The sequence below is a fragment of the Brevundimonas sp. genome (assembly GCF_031412435.1).
GTDB lineage: Bacteria > Pseudomonadota > Alphaproteobacteria > Caulobacterales > Caulobacteraceae > Brevundimonas.
On record NZ_JANODA010000053.1, the window covers coordinates 79,994 to 98,966 of the forward strand.

The 18,973-nt window shown below is 68.7% G+C and carries 18 protein-coding genes; 7 read left to right on the forward strand and 11 right to left on the reverse strand.

Annotated elements, in window-relative coordinates; all coding sequences use genetic code 11:
• Positions 1-8: 8 nt before the first annotated feature.
• From RMO01_RS10825 to gspG, 4 genes are read right to left on the reverse strand one after another with little or no spacing between them, the layout of a single operon-like run.
• Entirely contained in the window at positions 9-899 is an 891-nt protein-coding gene (locus RMO01_RS10825) for a type II secretion system protein N (protein WP_309629061.1), read from the reverse strand.
• Positions 896-1,255 (reverse strand): type II secretion system minor pseudopilin GspI, encoded by a 360-nt coding sequence (gene gspI, locus RMO01_RS10830; protein WP_309629062.1) that lies wholly within the window; start codon positions 1,253-1,255, stop codon positions 896-898. Before gspI ends, RMO01_RS10825 begins: the two co-directional genes overlap by 4 nt.
• A complete protein-coding gene (locus RMO01_RS10835; RefSeq protein ID WP_309629063.1) occupies positions 1,252-1,734 on the reverse strand; it encodes a prepilin-type N-terminal cleavage/methylation domain-containing protein in 483 nt (160 codons plus the stop codon). Before RMO01_RS10835 ends, gspI begins: the two co-directional genes overlap by 4 nt.
• The gene (gspG, locus tag RMO01_RS10840) at positions 1,734-2,198 is read right to left on the reverse strand and encodes a type II secretion system major pseudopilin GspG (RefSeq protein ID WP_309629064.1); all 465 of its coding nucleotides are present in this window, start codon (positions 2,196-2,198) and stop codon (positions 1,734-1,736) included. Before gspG ends, RMO01_RS10835 begins: the two co-directional genes overlap by 1 nt.
• A gap of 101 nt (positions 2,199-2,299) precedes the next feature.
• Between gspG and gspL the strand changes: the two genes are divergently transcribed.
• The 4 genes from gspL to RMO01_RS10860 are packed head-to-tail and all read left to right on the forward strand — an operon-like array spanning position 2,300 to position 6,627.
• Positions 2,300-3,430 carry a type II secretion system protein GspL gene (gene gspL / locus RMO01_RS10845; protein ID WP_309629065.1) on the forward strand — a complete coding sequence of 377 codons (1,131 nt, stop codon included), beginning with the start codon at positions 2,300-2,302 and terminating at the stop codon, positions 3,428-3,430.
• Complete coding sequence (gene gspM, locus RMO01_RS10850; protein WP_309629066.1) at positions 3,427-3,894, forward strand: type II secretion system protein GspM; 468 nt, start codon at positions 3,427-3,429, stop codon at positions 3,892-3,894. The genes gspL and gspM overlap by 4 nt, the downstream gene beginning before the upstream one ends.
• The gene (gspE, locus tag RMO01_RS10855; RefSeq protein WP_309629067.1) at positions 3,891-5,390 is read left to right on the forward strand and encodes a type II secretion system ATPase GspE; all 1,500 of its coding nucleotides are present in this window, start codon (positions 3,891-3,893) and stop codon (positions 5,388-5,390) included. Before gspM ends, gspE begins: the two co-directional genes overlap by 4 nt.
• A 13-nt stretch (positions 5,391-5,403) precedes the next feature.
• The gene (locus tag RMO01_RS10860) at positions 5,404-6,627 is read left to right on the forward strand and encodes a type II secretion system F family protein (RefSeq protein ID WP_309629068.1); all 1,224 of its coding nucleotides are present in this window, start codon (positions 5,404-5,406) and stop codon (positions 6,625-6,627) included.
• A gap of 145 nt (positions 6,628-6,772) precedes the next feature.
• Here RMO01_RS10860 and RMO01_RS10865 read toward each other — a convergent pair whose 3' ends face one another.
• Positions 6,773-7,531, reverse strand: a complete 759-nt coding sequence (locus RMO01_RS10865; RefSeq protein ID WP_309629069.1) for a hypothetical protein — start codon at positions 7,529-7,531, stop codon at positions 6,773-6,775.
• Here RMO01_RS10865 and RMO01_RS10870 point away from each other — a divergent pair.
• Both RMO01_RS10870 and RMO01_RS10875 read left to right on the forward strand, forming a co-directional pair.
• Entirely contained in the window at positions 7,477-8,187 is a 711-nt protein-coding gene (locus RMO01_RS10870) for a prepilin-type N-terminal cleavage/methylation domain-containing protein (protein WP_309629070.1), read from the forward strand. The two genes, RMO01_RS10865 and RMO01_RS10870, sit on opposite strands and share 55 nt — an antisense overlap.
• A complete protein-coding gene (locus RMO01_RS10875; RefSeq protein ID WP_309629071.1) occupies positions 8,184-9,023 on the forward strand; it encodes a type II secretion system protein GspK in 840 nt (279 codons plus the stop codon). The genes RMO01_RS10870 and RMO01_RS10875 overlap by 4 nt, the downstream gene beginning before the upstream one ends.
• 117 nt (positions 9,024-9,140) lie before the next feature.
• Here the strand turns inward: RMO01_RS10875 and RMO01_RS10880 are convergent, their stop codons facing one another.
• Positions 9,141-12,089: a TonB-dependent receptor gene (locus tag RMO01_RS10880; RefSeq protein ID WP_309629072.1), complete on the reverse strand. Its 2,949-nt coding sequence runs from the start codon at positions 12,087-12,089 to the stop codon at positions 9,141-9,143.
• 195 nt (positions 12,090-12,284) lie between these two features.
• Here RMO01_RS10880 and RMO01_RS10885 point away from each other — a divergent pair, with 195 nt between their 5' ends.
• Entirely contained in the window at positions 12,285-13,652 is a 1,368-nt protein-coding gene (locus tag RMO01_RS10885) for a pectate lyase (RefSeq protein WP_309629073.1), read from the forward strand.
• On the opposite strand, the gene RMO01_RS10890 is transcribed toward RMO01_RS10885, so the two are convergent.
• Genes RMO01_RS10890 through RMO01_RS10910 form a run of 5 tightly spaced genes read right to left on the reverse strand, consistent with a single transcriptional unit; the run spans position 13,649 to position 18,845 of the window.
• Positions 13,649-13,930 (reverse strand): SemiSWEET transporter, encoded by a 282-nt coding sequence (locus tag RMO01_RS10890; protein ID WP_309629074.1) that lies wholly within the window; start codon positions 13,928-13,930, stop codon positions 13,649-13,651. The genes RMO01_RS10885 and RMO01_RS10890 overlap by 4 nt on opposite strands.
• Positions 13,927-14,421, reverse strand: a complete 495-nt coding sequence (locus RMO01_RS10895) for a low affinity iron permease family protein (RefSeq protein WP_309629075.1) — start codon at positions 14,419-14,421, stop codon at positions 13,927-13,929. Before RMO01_RS10895 ends, RMO01_RS10890 begins: the two co-directional genes overlap by 4 nt.
• 33 nt (positions 14,422-14,454) lie before the next feature.
• A complete protein-coding gene (locus RMO01_RS10900; RefSeq protein ID WP_309629076.1) occupies positions 14,455-15,045 on the reverse strand; it encodes a DUF7010 family protein in 591 nt (196 codons plus the stop codon).
• A gap of 45 nt (positions 15,046-15,090) precedes the next feature.
• Positions 15,091-16,545 carry an amidase gene (locus tag RMO01_RS10905; protein WP_309629077.1) on the reverse strand — a complete coding sequence of 485 codons (1,455 nt, stop codon included), beginning with the start codon at positions 16,543-16,545 and terminating at the stop codon, positions 15,091-15,093.
• A 47-nt stretch (positions 16,546-16,592) separates the two neighbouring features.
• A complete protein-coding gene (locus RMO01_RS10910) occupies positions 16,593-18,845 on the reverse strand; it encodes a S9 family peptidase (protein ID WP_309629078.1) in 2,253 nt (750 codons plus the stop codon).
• Positions 18,846-18,973: the final 128 nt, after the last annotated feature.

Below are 18,973 nucleotides of genomic sequence, written 5' to 3' on the forward strand. Positions count from 1 at the left end.
CCGGGCTCCTAGCGAAGGGGAAGGTTGACGGTCAGGCGGCGGCCTTCCCGAAGAATGACGACGCGCGCCTGTCCGGCGGACCGGGCGCGTTCGATGAGCTGTTGATCGTTGGCCGCGCCGCCTACCGCCTGGCCATTCAGCGTCTCGATCACGTCGCCGGGCTGCAGGCCGAAGCGACGCAGTTCGGGCGAAGGATTGGGGCCGATGCGATAGCCGGCGGCTGTCGCGGTCACACCGGCGGCTCCCGCCGCTGCGGCCACGTTCGGCGTGGCGCCCGCATCGGCGACACGTGGCGCCTGCTGAGCCGCTGCGGCCGCGCTGGCCACGGGTGAGGACATGGCGAGGGCCGCCGCCGCTTCAGCCGACTGCGCGGGTTGCACCGGCGTCACGGTGATGCCGGCCCCCGGCGTGGCGGATACTGTCGCCGGGTCGACCGCCACGGGCTCCGGGAAGTCCAGTCGCTGTCGCGCACCGCCGGACGACAGGATCACATGGTCGACCTCGATGGCTTCGATCACAGCGTCCCCCACCGGCGTCTGGCCGACGCCATAGATGGCCGCCGGTCCCTCACCGACCGCGATCAGGGCGGTCGAGGCGCTGGGCGGATCGGCCATCAGGATACCCTTCAGCACCAGACCCAGGGTCGAGGCCGGCACGCCGCCCGCCGCTGTCGCCCCGCCGAACGGGGCCAGCGACACGATCCTCGCCACGTCCGCATCGGCTCCCTGCGTCGCCGCACCGCCCAGGGGCGCGAGCGTTTCGGCCACGGCCACCTCGTCGCGACCGTCGTCCCAGCCGGTCAGCCGCCAGGTCAATCCCGCCAGGGCCAGCGCCAGCGAGCCGACCACCACCACGCTGACGACCCTCAGCGCAATCTCGTCCCGGCGTTCGGGGGTCATGCCGCCGCCCCGCGATCGACGAAGCCCGACAGGCGCACCGCCTCGCGACCGCCGGAGGGCGACACGGCCACGTCCACGGCGACAAGATCCGGATCGTCGGTGGTCCTGCGCGCGACCCGCACGTCCCAGTCCCGGTCCATCATGCGGACGACCGAGACGTCCGGCGTCTGCGCGGGACCTTCCAGATTGAGTTCGACCAGCCGGTTCTCGGCCACCCACTGGGCGACGACGCGCTGTTCGAGCCCGCGCACGCCGTCGACATGGGCCTGGGTCGCGCGCGTCAGCCCGACCGTGGCGATGGCCAGGATGAACAAGGCGACCAGCGCCTCCATCAGGGAATATCCGTCGCGCCTCATGCCGGCGCTTCCTCGGCGACCGGCTCGGCCACGGCGTTCAGTCCGTCGAACGTCACACGCCAGCGCCGGTCTCCCTTGGCCAGGCCGAAGGCCGCGACCGGCTGGGCGCCGTCGGGGTCGATCGACACGGGGGAAGCTACGCCCAGCCCGACCATCCGGACGCCGTCCGGCAGGGCGTGCCGCTCGGCCAGGGCATCCACCACGCCCGCTGCGCCGGCATCGCCACGCACGAATCCGTAGCCCTCGCCGTCGAAGGCCAGGGACAGGGGACGGCGGGTCACCAGGACGTCGTCGGCGGCCAGCCTCAGCCGGTCGGCCAGCCGATTGGCCTCGGTCTCGACGCCCATGCCGCGATCGGCGGCGCCGACGCCCAGGGTGACGACGCCCGCCATCACCCCGACGATGGCCAGCACCACCAGGATCTCGACCAGAGTCATCCCCGACCGTCGCTTCAGGATCTGTCCCCCGACAGCGGCCATCAGCGCGTTCGTTCGTTCAGGTCAGCGTCGAGCGCCTCGCCGCCCTCCTCGCCGTCCTTGCCATAGGACAGCAGGTCGTAAGGGCCGTTCAGCCCGGGGCTGCGATAGATATAGGCCTTGCCCCAAGGGTCGGTGGGCACCTCGGTCAGATAGGGTTCGGCCGGATAGGCGCGCGGCTCCGGCGGCGACGTCGGCCGCCCCGCCAGGGCGGCCAGTCCCTGCTGAGTCGTCGGATAGTCGCCGTTGTCGAGCCGGTACATCCGCAGGGCCGTCGCGATGGTCTTCAGATCGGTCTTGGCCACCGTCACCCGCGCCTCGTCCGGGCGACCGATCACGTTCGGCACGATCAGCACGGCGACCACGGCGATGATGGCCAGCACCACGATCATCTCCACCAGAGTCAGGCCAGCACGCCGGGTATCAAGACGACGGCGAAGCTTGTGACGTTGGGACAAAGTAATCATGACACTTTTTCTCGACGGCGTAGCCAGTGGCGACAGGCTTGTTTTCGCTGCTATAGACCGGGTCAACGCCTCCGACCACGCCCTTCTATTGAGTTTCGCCAATGCTCGGTCGACCCGCCCGTTCGAACCTTCCGAGCCGAGGCTTATGGCGCATCGTCGATGACAGAATCATAGCAGTCGATCGATCCTACGCCGGTCCGACGACGGTTCTGGTCCCCTCGGAAGACGTCCTGACCCTGACGGTCGATCTGCCCTTCCCGACCCGGGCCCAGCGCCTGGCCCATCTGCCCTTCGCGGTCGAGGATGCGGTGGCCGAGCCGCTGTCGACCCTGCACTTCGCCCTGGGCCTGGAGGTGGCGCCGCGCCGCCATATCGCCGGGGTCGTGCGCCACACGCGGATGCGGTCCTGGCTCGCGATGCTGGCCGAGGCGGGCCTTGAGACCTCGATCCTGCTGCCCGACGCCCTGGCCCTGCCGTTGCCGCCCCCGGACGTGTGGGTCGTCAAGTCGGACGGCGACCGCGCCCTGATCCGCACAGACAACGGCGCCGGCTTCGCCACGGCCCTGTCCGCGCTCAGCGCCGTCTGGACCGCCGCCGGCAAGCCGAAGATCTTTCCGCTGGGCGATCCCCTGCCGGTGGCCCAGGCCGAGAGCGTCGAGAGCGAGGCCGCCCTGCTCGGGTCGATGGGAGAGACGGTCGCCGTCCTGCCGCCGCTCGACCTGCGTCAGGGCGTCTACGCCGCCACCCGCTCCGGCGCCCCGACGGCGGCTCGGACGATCGCTCTCGTCGCTGGCATCGGCGTCCTCGCCCATATCGGCCTCCTCGGCGTCGACACCCTGCTGCTGCACAATATGGCGGAGAAGAAGGAGGCGGAGGCCCGCACCCTGCTCCAGTCCGTCGCGCCCCAGATCGCGGCCGAGGACGACCTGGTCGCCGCCGCCGCACGGATCGCGCCCTCTGCGGGCGGCGTCCGCCCCTTCACCCGGCTGCTGGCCCAGACCTCGGGCGCCCTGCCCGGCGCGGGCGTCGTGGCCTTCAACACCGCCGTCTACGCGCCCGGTTCGCTTGACCTCGGCGTCGCCGTCTCGGACGCGGCGACGCTCGACCGCGCCGTCGCCGCCCTGAACGCCTCGGGCCTGACCGCGACCGGCGCGCCCGCCGCCGTCGACGCGGCCCGGGCCACCAACGGTCTCAACGCCACTATTCAGATCACCCCGGGAGGCGCCGGATGAAGTCCCCCGCCCTCGACAACGCCGCCGTCTGGATGGCGTCCCGATCGCGGCGTGAGCAGGCGATGATCGCCTTCCTCGGCGGGCTGATCCTGATCGCCGTCGTCTGGCTGGCCATCCTGCGCCCCCTGCTCGACGCCCGCGCCACGGCCATCGGCCGGATTTCCGCCTATGAGCAGGTCATGGTCGATGTCCGCACTGCGGGAGGCGTGGTCGCTCCGACCGCGTCCCTGTCCGGCCCGCTGCAGGCGGCCATCCCGGTCCAGGCCGCGACCTTCGGCATCGTCCCCGCTGTCACCGGCGACGAAGGTTCGGCGGAGGTCAGCGTGACCGGCGCCCGCTACGACGCCGTCATCCCCTGGCTGGCCGCGCTGGAGGCCTCCGGCGCGACCCTGTCCTCCGTGAACATCCGGCGCGGCGCCTCCGAAGGCGTCGTCGACGTCACCCTGCGCGTACTTCAACCATGAGCCTCGCCGAAGACACCGCCGCCCCCGTCGCCAGCCTCGGCTACGGCTTCGCCCGTCGGCGTGGGGCCATGATCCTGCGGCCGTCAGGACAGGGGGGCGACCGCCCTGTCTGTCTGCACCGCCGGTCGGCGACGCTTGAGACCCTGCTGGAGGTCCGCCGCGTCAACGGCACCGACATCGCCTTCGAGGCCGTCGATGACGACCGTTTCGACGCCCTGCTGCGCGAACAGACCGGCAGCGAGGCCGCTCCTGCCGCCGACTATGCCGCCTCTGAAGATGACCTCGCCGCCCTGGCCGAAGACGCGGCCGCGGTCGACGATCTGCTGGACAGCCGCGACGACGCCCCCGTCGTCCGCCTGATCAACGCCCTGCTGCTCCAGGCCATCCGCGACGGCGCCTCGGACATCCATATCGAGGCCGAGGAGAAGCGGCTCGTGGTCCGCTTCCGCATCGACGGCGTCCTGCGTGAGGTGCTCCAGCCCGCCCGCGCCCTCGCCCCCCTGCTGGTCAGCCGCATCAAGGTCATGGCCCGTCTGGACATCGCCGAAAAGCGCGTCCCCCACGACGGCCGCGTCACCCTGCGCATCGGCGGGCTGGACGTCGATGTCCGGGTCTCGACCATCCCGTCCCAGCACGGCGAGCGGGTCGTCCTGCGTCTGCTCGACCGGGGCTCGACCTCGCTGGACCTCGCCCAGCTGGGCATGAGCGATCGCGACCTCGAGACCTTCGAGCGGATGATCACCCGTCCGCACGGCGTCATCCTCGTCACCGGCCCGACCGGCTCCGGCAAGACCACGACCCTCTATTCCGCCCTGACCCGGCTGAACGACCGCCGCCGCAACATCATGACGGTCGAGGACCCGATCGAATACGCGCTGGATGGCATCGGCCAGATGCAGGTCAACGCCCGGATCGACCTGACCTTCGCCCGGGGTCTCCGCGCCATCCTGCGCCAGGACCCGGACGTCATCATGGTCGGCGAGATCCGCGACCATGAGACCGCCGAGGTGGCCGTCCGCGCCTCCATGACCGGCCACCTGATGCTGTCGACCCTCCACACCAATACGGCGGTCGGCAGCGTGACCCGGCTGATCGACATGGGCGTCGAGCGCTACCTGCTGGCCCCCATGCTGTCCGGCCTGATCGCCCAGCGTCTGGTCCGCCGCCTCTGCCCACACTGCAAGTCGCCCGCCGAGGCGACCCAGGCCGACAGCGAGATGACCGGCGGCGTGGTCCCGGTCGGCGCCCGCATCTTCCGCCCCGTCGGCTGCCCCGAATGCCGGGGCGAAGGCTACAAGGGCCGGCTCGGCGTCTATGAGGTCATCGAGATCGACGGCGAGATGCAGCAGGCCATTCATGACGGCGCGGCCGAGGCCGACCTGATCCGCCTCGCGCGCCAGCGCGGCCCCGGCCTTCTGGAGGACGGCGCCGCCAAGGCCCTGGCCGGCGAGACCTCCGTGCAGGAAGTCGCCCGCGTGGTCCGGGAAGACGCGTGATGGGGGACGTCTGATGCCCGTCTTCGCCTTCCAGGCCGTCGACGCCGAGGGCAAACCCCACAAGGGCACGATCGAGGCCGCCTCCGATGTCGGCGCGCGCCAGCTGGTCCGCGACCGGGGCCTCCTCCCCACCGCCGTCGCCCTCGCCGGTGAACGCAGGAAGACCGACCTTTCGAAGGGCATCGTCATCTTCCAGCGGGGCATCAGCTCCAAGACCCTGTCCGCCGTCACCCGCCAGCTCTCGACCCTGATCGGCTCCGACATCCGCATCGAGGAGGCGCTGCGCATCGCCGCCCAACAGACCGAGGGCCAGCCGATCGGCCTGGTCCTGACCGACGTTCGCGCGGCGATCCTGGAGGGCCGCAGCTTCGCCTCCGCCCTGGCCCGCCACCCCAAGGTCTTCCCCGAGTTCTACCGCGCCTCGATCGCGGCCGGCGAACAGTCGGGCAAGTTGTCGACCGTCCTCGCTCACCTGACCGAGTTCGTCGGCAATCAGGAGAAGGCCAGGCGCAAGGTGCAGCTGGCCCTGCTCTATCCGGCGCTTCTGGCCGGCGTGTCCCTGCTGATGATCACCCTGATGATGATCTATGTCGTGCCGGACATCGTGAAGGTTTTCGTCTCGCGCGGCGCCGAACTGCCCTTCCTGACGCGGGCCCTGATCGCCCTGTCGGCCTTCGTCCAGACCTTCGGCGTCTATGTCCTGATCGCTTTGGTCATCGCAGGCGTCGCCTGGAACCGCTGGCTGGCCGTGCCCGCCAATGCGCGCCGCTTCGCCGAATTCCTGTTGAAGACCCCGCCGTTCGCCGGCTTCGTCCAGCACCTGAACGCCGCCCGGTTCGCCGGATCGCTGGCCACCCTGGTCCGCTCCGACGTGCCTCTGGTGGAGGCGCTTCAGGCCTCCGCCGCCGTCACCCCCAACCGCTTCGCCCGCGAGCGCGCCGTCCTCGTCGCCGCCAGGGTCCGCGAGGGCTCGTCCCTGCGCCGCGCCATGGCCGAGGCCGACGTCTTCCCGCCCCTGCTGCTGGCGATCGTCGCGGCCGGTGAACAGTCGGGCAAGCTGGGCCACGGCCTCGAACGCGCCGCCCAGGATCTGGAGCAGGAGCTGGACTCGCTCGTCCAGGCCCTCGTCTCCCTGGTGGAGCCCGGCGTGCTTCTGGTGATGGGCGGCATCGTGCTGCTGATGGTGCTGGCCATCCTCATGCCGATCGTGAACCTCAACAACCTCGCCGGGCTGTGACTGGAATTCCGCTCATTCCCGCGAAAGCGGGGACCCAGTCCTGCAGGCGCTCTGGCGCCACTGGTGAGATGCTGCGCTCAAACCATACGCCGTGCCGCACGAAAGCACTGGGTCGCCGCTTGCGCGGGGATGAAGGGGGAATAATTTACAGCGTGGTCTCGATCGACACCGGCGCCCCGACGCCGGGGATCAGGCCGACGCCGCCCGGCTCGATCGAGGCCGTCAGCCCGCCGTCCGCCTGCACCCGCGCCTTCATCACCTCGGCGGCCGAGTCCGCCCGCGCGAACACCACCGTGGTCGCCGCTCCGTCGGCCGTGACGGTTCCGTTCAGCGCCGGCAGAGGCGTCGCCGCCCCGCCGCCCGTGGGCGCGCAGTCGCCAGGCGAGACCGCGATCGTCCCCGCTCCTTCCGGACTTCCCTTGATCGACAACCGGGCCACGTCGAATCGCATCACTGACGAACAGGCGAACGGCAACCCCGGCGCCGCAGCGTTCAGCAACCGCATCGACCCCGTCCCAGTGAGGTCGCGCACCAGAACCCGTCCCGGCCGCGCCAGAACCTGGGCCGTCGCCAGCGTTTCCGGCCCGCGCAGACCCAGACGCACCGCCCCCGACAGGTGCAGGATCGAACTGAACGGCATCACCGCCCAGCGCGCACCGAACCCGCCCGGCATGGCCCGTTCGCCGGCCCAGATCGTCCCGACCGCCTGCCGCTCTCCGTTGGACGACCGCGCCACGATGATCTCGGATGGGGCCATGGCGATCAGGCCCAGCGCATACGCCCCGACCCCGAGGCCGGCCAGGACCACGCGCCAGCGTGTCACCTTCACCGTCAGACGCTCGAACTGAAATGCGCCCGCAGCCCGGCCGCCTTCGCCCTCGCGTGTTCTCCAGACCTTCAGCATGGACGTCTCTCCGTTCGTCCGGAGATAACACGCGAACCGCCCCTGCGAAGCGCCGTCGCAAAGGTTTCACCCTGATCGAGGTGCTGATCGCTCTGGGCCTCTTCGCCCTGATCGGCGTGGCCGGCTTCACCCTGCTGAACAGCGTCCTGCGCACCCAGGACGCCACCGACACCCGCCTCGGCCGGATGGCTGAAATTCAGCGCGCCATGCTGGTCCTCTCCTCCGACCTCGACCAGATCACCGGCTCGCTCGGCGGCGGCGCGTCTTCCCTGTCGTTGCAGAAGGCCGATATCACCGGCGGCATCGTCAACGTCCGCTACGACCTGACGGGCGACGCCCTGACCCGCACGATCACAGGCGCGGGCGGCGAACGGGTACAGACCCTGCTGACCCGGGTCTCGTCCCTGCGCTGGACCTTCCACCGCCGTCGCGGCGACTGGCTGGAAAGCTGGCCCCAGCCCGCACAGCCTGCCCCGCCTCCCGTCCCCAACCCCGACGGCTCGATCCCCGCGACCGGGCCCGCGCCCGACGAAGGCGTCACCGCCGTCGCCGTCGACATCACCCTGACCGGTGTCGATGGCCAGCCGACCGCCACCCTTCGGCGCGTCGCCTCCATCCCGCTGATGGAGCCGCCCCCCGCGGTCGCTGCGCCATGAGGCTCAAGCCGACCCGCCGCGAGGGCATGATCCTCCTGAACGTGCTGCTGGTGCTGGCTGTGGCCAGCGTCGCGGTGCTGATCATGGTTTCGACCCAGGACATCGAGGTCCAGCGCTCGACCCGTCTGCGCGACGCCGCCCAGGCCTCCGCCTACGCCCGCGCCGGAGAACTCTCCGCCGTCACCACCCTGCGCCGCGACGCCCTCGTCGCCGCGGGAACCGACAACCTGTCCGAACCCTGGGCCCAGCTGGGTCAGCAGGACATCGCCGTCCCGGGCGGCCGCTTCGCCCTGGCCATCGAGGACGAACAGGCCCGCTTCAACCTCAACGCCATGAAGACCGGCGAGAGCGCGCCGATCACCCTGTTCCAGTCGATCGGCGCGACACTGAACATCGACCCCGCTTCGATGATCCGTATCGCCTCGGTGGTCCGCGTCGCCGGCCCCCTGACCGACGACGGCCTGATCGTCGCCGCCGGCGTGCCCCGCGCCGACCTCGACACACTTCGGCCCTGGGTCGCCATCCTGCCAGAGGACGCGACGATCAACCTGAACACCGTGGGCCTGCCCTTGCTGTCGCTGATGACGGGGGATGCCGAGATTGCGCGCAAGCTGATCGAAGTGCGCGCGCGCAACGGCCTGCTGACCCCCGCCGACCTCGCGACCGAAGGCGCCCCGACCCTGGCCGGGACCGGCTTCACCTCGAACCACTACCGCGTCATCACCACCGTCACCGTCGGCGACGTGACCCAGGCGCTGGACAGCCGCATCGCCCGCATCCGCCGCGACCGGACTGTCGATGTCGTGGTGACCGGCCGCAGACGGACGGCGGGCTGAGGTCAGCCCCCAGCCTGCGCCGCTTGGACCGCGCGGATTTCCGGCCCCGCCACGCAAAAAAGGGCCGGAGAAGGTTTCCCCTCTCCGGCCCAGGTCGCGTTCAGGAGTGAACGATCCCTAGAAGCGGTACCGCGCGCCGAAATAGAACTGGCGGCCCGTGTGGTGGTAGACCGACGTCGACAGCCGGTTGCCGTCGCCGACGTACTGGTGGTTCTCCTCGTCCGTCAGGTTCAGCCCTTCGAAGGTCAGGCTGACCTGCTCCGTCAGGTTGAAGGACGACGAGACATCCCAGTTGAGGGTCTCGTTCTTGCCCTCGATCGGGTTGCCGTTCCGGCCCGGGACGTTCTGCAGATATTCCTGGCGGTAGGAGGCCGAGACCCGCGCCGAGAACCGCTCATCCTCGTAGTACAGGGTGCCGTTGTAGGCTTCCGGCGACAGGTTGATCAGGTCGTTGGTCAAGAAGGTCGTGCACAGCGCGTCGCTGCAGTAGTCGATCTCGGATTCGACGTGGGTGTAGTTCAGCTGGACGCCCGTGTTCTGCAGGAAGCCCGGCAGGAAGCGGAAGGGCTGCTGGTAGCTGATCTCGAAGCCCTTCAGCGGGCCGCCCTCGGTGTTCACCGCCGAGGTCAGCTGGAAGACGGTCGAGCCGGAGCAGGCCAGGGTACACAGGCTCGGATCGAACGCCGACGGGTTCAGGCCGGTCAGGGCCGTGTACGGCAGGTCCTGACGGATGATCTGAATGTAGGTGTCGATGTCCTTGTAGAAGTAGGCGAAGGACAGCAGGCTTTCCGGCGCGAAATACCACTCGACGGTGAAGTCGTAGGTCTTGGCGCGGAACGGCTCCAGGCCGACGTTGCCGATCGAGGCCGTGAAGTTCGGTCCCGTGGCGTTCAACGAGGTGGTCGGCACCAGATAGTTGGTGCCGGCCAGGGTGTTGCCGATCTGCGGACGCGCCATGACCTTGGCGGCGCCGAAGCGGACGATCAGGTCCTCCATCGGCTCGATGGCCAGGTTCATTGACGGCAGGACGTCGTCGTACTTGTTCTCGCCACGGACCCGCGTGCCGCCGCCGGTCGAGGAGTAACCCTCGGCGATCAACTCGGTATAGGCCTTGCGAACGCCGATGTTGCCGCGGAACGGCATGCCGCCGAGGTCGGTGTTGAAGTCCGCCTGGACGTAGAAGGCGAAGTCGTTTTCCTCGATCGTGCGGTTGCCGCCGCGGGCATTGCCGTTGGTGATGCCGGTCAGGCTGAAGTCACCGCCGGCCACGCCCGTGTTGCAGTTGCAGTAGATGTTGAACAGGCTGGCGATGGCGTCAAGGTTCGGACGAACCCACGACGAGGCCGTGCCGCCGGGGATCAGATCGGCGCCGAAACCGGTCAGCAGGTTGGTGATGCCGGCGACCGTCGTGCCGGCCGGCAGGGCCGGGACCACCGTCTCGTCCGTCCGGCGGAACTCGTAGGAGTCCGACAGATAGGTCTTGCCGTGCAGACCGGCCTTCAGGGTCAGCCAGTCGTTGGCGTCCCACTCGATGTCGCCCGACACGGCTTCGAAGGTGGTGTCCACGCCGTTCGGACGCAGACGGATCTCCGACCGCGGCAGGCTGGCCAGGGTCGTGCCCAGGCTGACGTCCCGCCAGCCCCAGTTAGCCGGATTGGCGACGTCGAATCCGTAGCTGAGGACCGGGGTGTTCGGGTTGTTGCGGAAGTCGAAGGAATAGCCCTGGACGTTCTGGCGATCGAGCGTGACCGTCGTCTGGACCGGGTTGGCGAACTCCGACTGGGCCCGGCCGATGTAGAACTTGCCCCGCAGGGTGTCGGTGAACTGGCGATCGATGGTGAAGTTCACCTGGGTGAACTCGGTCGACAGCTCGTCGTAACGCTGCTCGGACCGGATATCGACGTTGTCGAAGACGCCATAGACCAGGGCGTTGTTCTCGACCGCCGCCTGACGCACGGCGATCTGGGTCTGGCCGCCGGCGGCCGCGTTGCGGCTGAACGACAGCGATTCCAGGAAGTCTTCCTGACGGGTCGCATCCAGCTTCGAATAGAGGATGTCCAGGCTCATGACGGTGTCGTCATCGGGCGCGAACTGGAACGAACCGGTGACGCCCAGACGCTCCTGATGGTGGGTCAGGCGGCCGTAGCGCGGCAAGCGCGGAATGAAGACGCCGGCCTGGTTGGCGGTGTTGTAGGCGGCGATGTTCTCGGCGGTGCCGGCCGGACGGTTGACGCCGATGGCGCAGGTCGTCGCCGTCGTGCCGTTAGCGGTGCTGTTGCCGGGGTTCTGGGGCGCGAGACCCAGCGGCGAGCAGAAGCCGCCGGAGTTGGTCGAGCCCGGCGCTGCGGCCGGAGCCCAGCGCACGGAGCTGAAGCCCTCTTCCCACAGGTCGCGCTCGGAATAGGCGACCGACACCAGAGCGCCGAACATGCCGTCGTTCCAGGTGTTGGACAGCAACAGCGCGCCGCGCGGGTTGGTCGTTTCCGACAGATCGTTGTAGCCGCCCTGCACCGAGGCCGCGAGGGTGAAGCCGTCATAGTCGAACGGGCGCGTGGCCTGCAGGTCGATGGTCGCACCCAGCGAGCCCTCTTCGGTCTCGGCGGCGGCCGTCTTGCGCACGGTGATCGAGTTGAACAGCTCGGAAGCGAAGACGTTGAAGTCGAAGCCGCGGCCGCGGTTCGCGCCGCCCGAGGAGTCCGTGCCGCCCGTGGTGGCCTGGGCCTCCATGCCGTTGATGCGGGTGCGGGTGAAGTCCGAAGACAGGCCGCGAACCGTGATCGAACGGCCTTCGCCGGCGTCGCGGTCGATCGAGACGCCAGGGATGCGCTGGACGGCTTCGGCCAGGTTCAGATCGGGGAAGTCGGCGATGTCCTCGGCGACGATGGCGTCGACGACGCCCGCTTCGCGACGCTTGATGCTGAGCGCGGCGTCGAGCGAGGCCCGGAAGCCGGTGACGACGATTTCGTCGACCTGGGTCGCCTCTTCATCCTGCGCGGGCGCGGTCTGGGCGGACGCGCTCGCGACCCCCAGGGTCAGCGCGATGGCCAGGCCGGATACACCGGCCACAAGCCCACTACGGAGCGCGCAAGGGCGCCCCTGACGATACTGATACATAATGCCTCCTCCCAAGGAATGTCATGACGCCGGCTTGTCGCCGATCTGTTATTCCCGGTCCGGAGCCTTCCCCGTGACCGATTGACACCGGTATCATTCACGGCCGAAAAGCGACCTGACACCGGTATCAATGGCGAACCTAACCCGATGAAGACCGATCTTGCAACCCGTCTCGTTCAGGCAGGCGTGGCGGCTGGCATTCTCGCCACAGCCGCCGGATGCGCAACCGCCGCCGCGCCCGGTCAGGCTGACGCGACGGAAATTGTCGCCTTTCCGGGCGCGCTCGGCGCCGGTCGCGTCGCCCTCGGAGGGCGCGGCGGAGCCGTGCTTCGCGTCACCAACCTGAACGATTCGGGCCCCGGCAGCCTGCGCGCCGCGGTCGAGGCGGACGGGCCCCGGACCGTCGTCTTCGACATCGGCGGAACCATCCGGCTGGCCACCCCTCTGCGCATCCGCGAGCCGCGCCTCACCATCGCCGGACAGACGGCGCCGGGTGGCGGAATCACCCTGCGCGGCCAGCCCCTGCTGATCTCCGCGGACGATGTGGTGATCCGCTACATCCGCTCGCGCCTCGGCGACGAAGACGGGGTGGAGACAGACGCGGTCACCATCGACCGGGGCCAGCGCATCATCCTCGACCACGTCTCCGCCTCCTGGTCGGTGGACGAGACCCTGTCGATCGGCAGCCGCGACCGGGTCATCGACGCCGTCACCGTCCAGTGGTCGATCATCGCCGAGAGCCTGAACCTGTCGGCCCACTCCAAGGGCGACCACGGCTATGGCTCGCTGGTGCGCGGCAATCGCGGGGCCCGCTTCACCTTCCACCACAATCTGTGGGCGGCCCACCGCGCCAGAATGCCGCGGCCCGGAAACTATCTGACGCCCGACATCGACCCGGTCGGCCCGCGCTTCGAGTTCACCAACAACGTCTTCTACGACTGGGGCCAGGGTCACGCCGGCTACAACGCCGACAAGGATCCGGCGACGATCTCGACCTATGTCTTCGCCGGCAACGCCTACAAACGCGGCCCGGATTCGACCGGCGCCCTGATCTTCGAGGAGGAATCCTCGGCGGCCCATGCCTGGTTCGAGGGCAACAGCGTCGACGGGGTTGTTCCCGCCGACCCTTACGCGCCCGTCACCGGCGACGACGCGCCCGGCTATCGCCTGACCGCCCTCCCCGACTGGGCCATGGGCGCGACCGAAACGGCGGATCAGGCTTACGCGTCGGTGCTGGCCAGGGCCGGCGCCTCGCGCGCCCGGGACGCCGTGGACACCCGCATCGTCGCCGGGGTCCTCGACGGCACGGGCCGGATCATCAACTCCCAGACCGACGTCGGGGGCTGGCCCGACCTCGCGCCGGGAACGCCCTGGACCGACACGGACGCTGACGGAATGCCCGATCAGTGGGAGGCCGCCCGAGGTCTCGATCCGTCGACCCCTGACGGCGCGGCGGATCGCGACGGCGACGGCTACACCAATCTGGAAGACTGGCTGAACAGTCTTGCGACCTAGCCCTTCTCCGGATCCCCGTCCCGGAACCGCCACTTCATCGCCAGAACCCCGCTCGCCATCACCAGCGCCGCCGCGTTGGCGATGATGATCGGCCAGGCTGCGCTCAGCACGCCATAGACCACCCACAGCACGAAACAGGTCACGGTCAGGGCATAGGTTCTCAGCGACACCGACGAGGCGTCGCGCGACTTCCAGATCTTGATCATCTGCGGTGCGAAACTGGCGATCGAACAGGCCGCCGCCGCCGTGCCGAAGACGTTGGCGATCAGGTCGCTCACGCCTTGGCCCTGGCGCGTGATCTGGCGGTAGGTTTGCGTTCGGCGGCCGGCGTCGCCGCCTTGGGCTGGAGCGCCTCCACGTCTTCGGCGCGAACTGCTGGCTTGCCCTTGATGGCGCGCGCAGGCTTGCCCGCATGGACTTCCAGCCCGCGCTTCTCGACCTCCTCCAGAATCTTGTCGAGCTCCCGCTCGGTCAGGTGCTCGATGCCGATGAACCGGGCGTCGGCCTTCGTCACCGCATAGACCAGCTCGTCCAGCTTGGCCTGCATCGCCGCGCCGTCGCGGTTCTGGGTGTTCTGGATCAGGAACACCATCAGGAAGGTGATGATGGTCGTGCCGGTGTTGATCATCAACTGCCAGGTCTCGCTGAACCCGAAGATCGGCCCGGTCACGGCCCAGACCGCGACGATCCCCAGACAGGCGATGAAGGTCCACGGCTTGCCCGCGATCTTGGCGGTCAGGGTGGCGAAACGGATGAACAGCTTTTCCATGCCGGACAAACTGCGCCGCCTGGGGTCGAGTTCCTAGTTCGGATCGCCGACAGATCCGCCCTGTTGTTGCTCGGTCACGGAACCGCGCATCGGCGCCCCTACGCCGCGAAGGGTCAGCAGCAGACCGAAAACGATCTCGATCGCCGCCACCGCGAGGATCGGGCCGCCGGGGAGCGGCAGATCGGCGAAGATGCCGAGGAAGCCCACAGCCGTGATCAGCCCGGCCAGCAGCCAGAAGATCGGATCGCCATACACGGTCTTGAACACGGCATAGTGGGTCCCGACGGCGATGGCCGCGGCAGGGAACACCCATTCGGGCTGGTATGGCAGGAACAGCCAGGCGACGACCAGCCCGCCGATCATGGCCACAGTGGATTCCATGACCGTCGCACCGAGAGGATTCCCCGCCGTCGCCTTCGCTCGCTTGAAGCCGAACTTCACCACCAGGGTCGTGAGCGGGAATATCAGCATTCCACCGAGGAACAGGACGATGAAGGCGGTTTGAATGCCCTGCGTCTGTTCGACGAGGCCCGCAGCCAACCAGACCAGGCCGGAAACGATCACCCCCGGCCCGCCCCCCACGTAGGCGCTTCGAAGATCCTGCTGTGCGTCACGAACGTTCATTGTGCGTCTCCCCCGAGTTTCGCCAACCTTGTCGATCTTGATCAATCAGTTCGCCGTCGGCGGCGCCACCCGCGCCATCGTCTTCTGCTCGAACGCATACCCCAGCGACAGCACGGTCGCGTCCTGCCAGGCTCCGGCCATGAAGCTGATGCCGACGGGCATGCCGCGATCCATCCCCATGGGCACGGTCAGGTGCGGATAGCCGGCGACGGCGGCGAGCGTGCTGGCCGACCCCTGGCCGTCGTCGTCATCCTCCCGGTCGTTGGTCCAGGCGCGCGAGGTGGTCGGCGACACCAGAGCGACGACCCGGTTCTCCGCCATCATCCTGTCGATCCCCTCGACGCCCGACAGCCTCAGCGAGGTCTCCCGAGCGGTCACATAGGCCGGGTCTTCCAGCCCGCCGGTCGCCTCGGCCCGTTCGAACAGCTCCTGTCCGAACAGCACGGTCTCGCGCGGCTCGGCGGCGTTGAAGGCGATGACATCCGCCAGGGTCCGCGTGGTCACCTGCTCCGGATCGGTCGAGGCCAGATAGGCGTTCAGGTCGACCTTCAGCTCGGTCAGCAGCACCGTCAGCTGCGCCCCGCCGATCGCCCGCATGTCCGGCCCCTCGGTGATCTCGACCAGTTCGGCGCCGGCGTCGCGCATGGCCTGAAGCGACCGTTCGAACGCCGCCTTCGTGTCGTCCGAGAAATTGTTCGCCATGAACCGCAGCACGCCGATCCGCGCGCCACGCAGGGAGTCCGCATCCAGCGCGGCGACATAGTCGACCTTTCGCGCATCCGCCTCGGCCGTCGCTGCGTCGAGCGGGTCCGACCCGGCGATGGCGTTCATCACCAGGGCCGCGTCGTGCACCGTCGTGGCGATCGGCCCGGCCGTGTCCTGCGAATGGCTGATCGGCACGATATGGGTGCGGCTGACCAGCCCCACCGTCGGCTTGAACCCGACCACCCCGTTGACCGAGGCCGGGCAGACGATGGAGCCGTTGGTCTCCGTCCCGATGGCGACGGGCGCCAGTCCGACGGCGACCGCGACCGCGCTGCCCGACGACGATCCGCAGGATGTCCGCGTGTTGTCATAGGGATTGGGCGTCAGACCGCCGACCGCGCTCCAGCCGCTGATCGACCGGTTCGAACGGATGTTGGCCCACTCCGAGAGGTTGGCCTTGCCGAGGATCAGGAAGCCCGCCTCGCGCAGCCGCGTGACCAGCGGCGCGTCGCGTCCCGGCGCGTTGTTCGCCAACGCCAGAGAGCCCGCCGTCGTCGGCATGTCGGCCGTCTCGATGTTGTCCTTCAGGAGGATGGACAGGCCGTCCCCTCCGCGCGCCTCGAACGCCGCGACGTCCGGCAGCGGAGTCCAACGGATGACCGCGTGGAAGTTGGCCGCGTCGGAGTAGCATTTGGCGAGTTGGACCACCGCGGCGGATTGGACAGGACCCGCACCCCGCGTCGCCGCGAGCGCGCCGCACTCCACGTCCGACGCCGCCGCTTGCGCCGCCAGCATCGGCCCAAGATCCTGACTGAACGCCGGCGCCGCCAGCGCCGAAAGGATCAGTCCGCCGACGGCGCCCGCGAGCCGATCGTGCGATCGAGGAAGTCGAGATAGGTTCGCCATTGTTGCAGCTGCCTTTCGTTGCCCCGAACGCCGTGCCGCTGCCCGGGATAGAGCATCAGTTCGAACGGAATGGATTTGACCTGAAGCGCGTCGATGACCCGCGTCGAGTTCTCGAGAATGACGTTGTCGTCCGCCATGCCGTGCATCAGCAGAAGCCGGCCCGTCAGATTGTCCAGGCGCGGGATGGCGTCCGACGCCGCATAGCCTTCGGCGTTGGCTTCCGGCGTCGACATGAACCGTTCGGTATAGTGGGTGTCGTACAGGCTCCACTCCGTCGGCGGCGCCCCCGCGATGGCCGAGGCCAGCCCCATTTCGGGCTCGGTCAGCGCCATCAGGCTCATGAACCCGCCATAGGACCAACCCATCATGGCGATCCGCGCGTCGTCGACATAAGGCAACGATCTCAGGTACTCGGCCCCCCGAACCTGATCCTCTATCTCAGGTTGGCCCATCTTCAGATACAGGGCTTCCTTGAAGGCCGCCGACCGGTCGCCCTCGCCGCGATTGTCGAGGCGGAAGACGATATACCCAGCCTCGGTCAACAGTTGAGTGGTCGACTTCTGCCAGCCTCGACGCACGCCGCCGCCCGACGGCCCGCCATAGACTTCCATCACCACCGGATAGGTTTTCGACGGATCGAAATCGACCGGCTTCGACATCTGCCAGACCAGGGTCTCGCCGTGGCTCTCCAGCGTGCCGAACTCTGTCGCCGGGCGGCGCGAGACATAGGGGGCGAACGGGTGATCGGCGTCGAGGGCGTTCTCCTCGATCCAGCGCACGAAGGTCCCGTCCGCCTGATACAGGCCCGACCGCATCGGCGTGGTCAGGTCGGTGTAGTTGCCGACATAGGCGGTGCCGGTCCGGTTCACGCTGGCCGACCACCATCCGCCCTGCGGCGTCACCGCCACGGGTTCGACGGTGCGGTTCAGGCTGGCGCGGAACAGCTGCTGCTCGATCGGATACTCCTCGCCGTCGCGCATCGAGGCGGTGAAATAGACGTCCCCCGTCTCGGTGTTCACGCCGTTCAGGCTCTTGACCGGATAGTCGCCGTGCGTGATCGCCCGGATCTGACGCCCGTCGGGACCATACAGGTACAGGTGTTTCCAGCCGCTCTCCTGCGAGGACCAGATGAACGTCCCGTCCTCGAGAGGCTTGAAGTCGTGGCTCAACGGCACCCAGGCGTTCGAGGTCTGGGTCGCGATCACCCGTGACGCGCCGGTCGCCGGATCGACGGCCAGCAGGTCCAGCGTCTTCTGGTCCCGTGACTGACGCTGCACGTACAGGGTCCCGCCGTCCTTCGACCAGTTCACGCGCGCCAGATAGATGTCGGTGTTGGTCCCCAGATCGACCTTGACCCGCCGGTTGGCGGCCACGTCCTGCACATACAGTTCGACCACCGCATTCGGCCGACCGGCGCGCGGATAGCGCTGCTCGATCACGCTGGCGCCGCCGCCGGTGATGTCCAGACGCGGGACGATGTCGACGGTCGATTCGTCGGTCCGCTGCAGGGCGATGAATTTCTCGTTCGGGCTCCACCAGTAGCCGGTATCGCGATCCATCTCCTCCTGGGCGATGAACTCCGCTGTCGCCCAGGTGATCAGGCCCTCGCCGTCCGTGGTAATCGCCTGCTCGGCGCCGGAGGAAAGGTTCATCACGACCAGATCCTGATCGCGCACGAAGGAGACGTAGTTGCCTTCCGGACTGACCTTGGCGTCGACCTCGTCGGCCTCGGTCTCGGTCAGGCGGCGGATTTCGCCCCCCTCCCGGCTGGCCAGGAAGATGTCGCCTTCCAGCGGGGCCAGGATGTAGCGACCCTGTTCGTCCCACGAATATTCGACCACCCCGCGCTGGCTGATCCGCATCCGCTCGCGCCGCGCCTTCTCGGCCTCCGACAGTTCGCCGGCGTCGGGGACCAGGGCCCGGGCGTCGATCAGCTTGAACGGTTCGCCCGCTCCGGTCGGCGCCGCCCACAGGTCGAGCACCGAGACATCGTCCTCGCGCGCCCTCAGGAAGGCCACCAGATCGCCGTCCGGCGACAGGCTGACCCCCTGGGCGACCGGGCCGTTCAGGCTGGGGTTGGCGAACACCCGCTCGGGCGTCAGCACGGCGGGGTTGGCCGAAGTCGTTGATTGAGCGAAGGCCGAACCGGCCGTCAGGGCGAAGACGGAAGCAAGAAGAACTGTGCGCATGGGGACGGACGCTAGTCGCAGAAATGGGCCGCGTCATCCCCTTCCATCTGGACGGCTGCGACCTATCTTGGCGTGCTCGCCTGATAGGCCCGATCGCACGATGTTCGATGCGACGAACCAGACTCAAC

Excerpts from the sequence above, each read along its gene's own strand:
- RMO01_RS10825 (WP_309629061.1), bottom strand. The coding sequence starts at position 899 with ATGACCCCCGAACGCCGGGACGAGATTGCGCTGAGGGTCGTCAGCGTG.
- gspI (WP_309629062.1), bottom strand. The coding sequence starts at position 1,255 with ATGAGGCGCGACGGATATTCCCTGATGGAGGCGCTGGTCGCCTTGTTC.
- RMO01_RS10835 (WP_309629063.1), bottom strand. The coding sequence starts at position 1,734 with ATGGCCGCTGTCGGGGGACAGATCCTGAAGCGACGGTCGGGGATGACT.
- gspG (WP_309629064.1), bottom strand. The coding sequence starts at position 2,198 with ATGATTACTTTGTCCCAACGTCACAAGCTTCGCCGTCGTCTTGATACC.
- gspL (WP_309629065.1), top strand. The coding sequence starts at position 2,300 with ATGCTCGGTCGACCCGCCCGTTCGAACCTTCCGAGCCGAGGCTTATGG.
- gspM (WP_309629066.1), top strand. The coding sequence starts at position 3,427 with ATGAAGTCCCCCGCCCTCGACAACGCCGCCGTCTGGATGGCGTCCCGA.
- gspE (WP_309629067.1), top strand. The coding sequence starts at position 3,891 with ATGAGCCTCGCCGAAGACACCGCCGCCCCCGTCGCCAGCCTCGGCTAC.
- RMO01_RS10860 (WP_309629068.1), top strand. The coding sequence starts at position 5,404 with ATGCCCGTCTTCGCCTTCCAGGCCGTCGACGCCGAGGGCAAACCCCAC.
- RMO01_RS10870 (WP_309629070.1), top strand. The coding sequence starts at position 7,477 with ATGCGCCCGCAGCCCGGCCGCCTTCGCCCTCGCGTGTTCTCCAGACCT.
- RMO01_RS10865 (WP_309629069.1), bottom strand. The coding sequence starts at position 7,531 with ATGCTGAAGGTCTGGAGAACACGCGAGGGCGAAGGCGGCCGGGCTGCG.
- RMO01_RS10875 (WP_309629071.1), top strand. The coding sequence starts at position 8,184 with ATGAGGCTCAAGCCGACCCGCCGCGAGGGCATGATCCTCCTGAACGTG.
- RMO01_RS10885 (WP_309629073.1), top strand. The coding sequence starts at position 12,285 with ATGAAGACCGATCTTGCAACCCGTCTCGTTCAGGCAGGCGTGGCGGCT.
- RMO01_RS10895 (WP_309629075.1), bottom strand. The coding sequence starts at position 14,421 with ATGGAAAAGCTGTTCATCCGTTTCGCCACCCTGACCGCCAAGATCGCG.
- RMO01_RS10900 (WP_309629076.1), bottom strand. The coding sequence starts at position 15,045 with ATGAACGTTCGTGACGCACAGCAGGATCTTCGAAGCGCCTACGTGGGG.
- RMO01_RS10905 (WP_309629077.1), bottom strand. The coding sequence starts at position 16,545 with ATGCTGGCGGCGCAAGCGGCGGCGTCGGACGTGGAGTGCGGCGCGCTC.
- RMO01_RS10910 (WP_309629078.1), bottom strand. The coding sequence starts at position 18,845 with ATGCGCACAGTTCTTCTTGCTTCCGTCTTCGCCCTGACGGCCGGTTCG.